The following is a 444-nucleotide window of genomic DNA, read 5'->3' on the forward strand; positions in this document are numbered from 1 at the left end:
GACCAGCCGCAACGACGCCCGCGCGGCCTCACGCATCGCGACCTCGGCGAGTTCCTCGTCGTCGCCTGACAGGAACGATTCGCGCAGGGCCGGGGTCAGCGCGAATCCCGTTCCGCCGACCGGCCGGAACTCACCCGACTCGTCGAGTTCCATCAACATCGTCAACGTCGCCGGAAAGTACACCCTCATCGATGAGTCCTTCGCTTCTGCACGCGCTCACCCTACTGGCCGGCGGCGGTGGGCGTGACCACGCGATCGCTCCCAGTCATTGCGCCCCCAGTAATTCCTCGAACGACTCGGCGACATAACCCGCGAGGGCGGGCAGATCACCGATCACGCCGCGGTCGGCGGTGAACGCGAAGTTCAACCGGTCGAGATACTCCACCACCCCGATCGACAGCGCATGTCCGGCGATCAGGCCCGGCACCGCATGCAGAGCACTCA

At 66.2% G+C, this 444-nt stretch carries 1 protein-coding gene and 1 pseudogene; both read right to left on the reverse strand.

Annotated elements, in window-relative coordinates; translation table 11 throughout:
• Positions 1 to 189 (reverse strand): annotated as a pseudogene (locus B1964_RS17020) (hypothetical protein); the annotation flags it as partial.
• 76 nt (positions 190 to 265) lie between these two features.
• A complete protein-coding gene (locus B1964_RS17025) occupies positions 266 to 427 on the reverse strand; it encodes a WS/DGAT domain-containing protein (protein ID WP_366664293.1) in 162 nt (53 codons plus the stop codon).
• Positions 428 to 444 lie beyond the last annotated feature (17 nt).

This window comes from Gordonia sp. i37 (genome assembly GCF_002043085.1).
GTDB classification, from domain to species: Bacteria; Actinomycetota; Actinomycetes; order Mycobacteriales; family Mycobacteriaceae; genus Gordonia; species Gordonia polyisoprenivorans.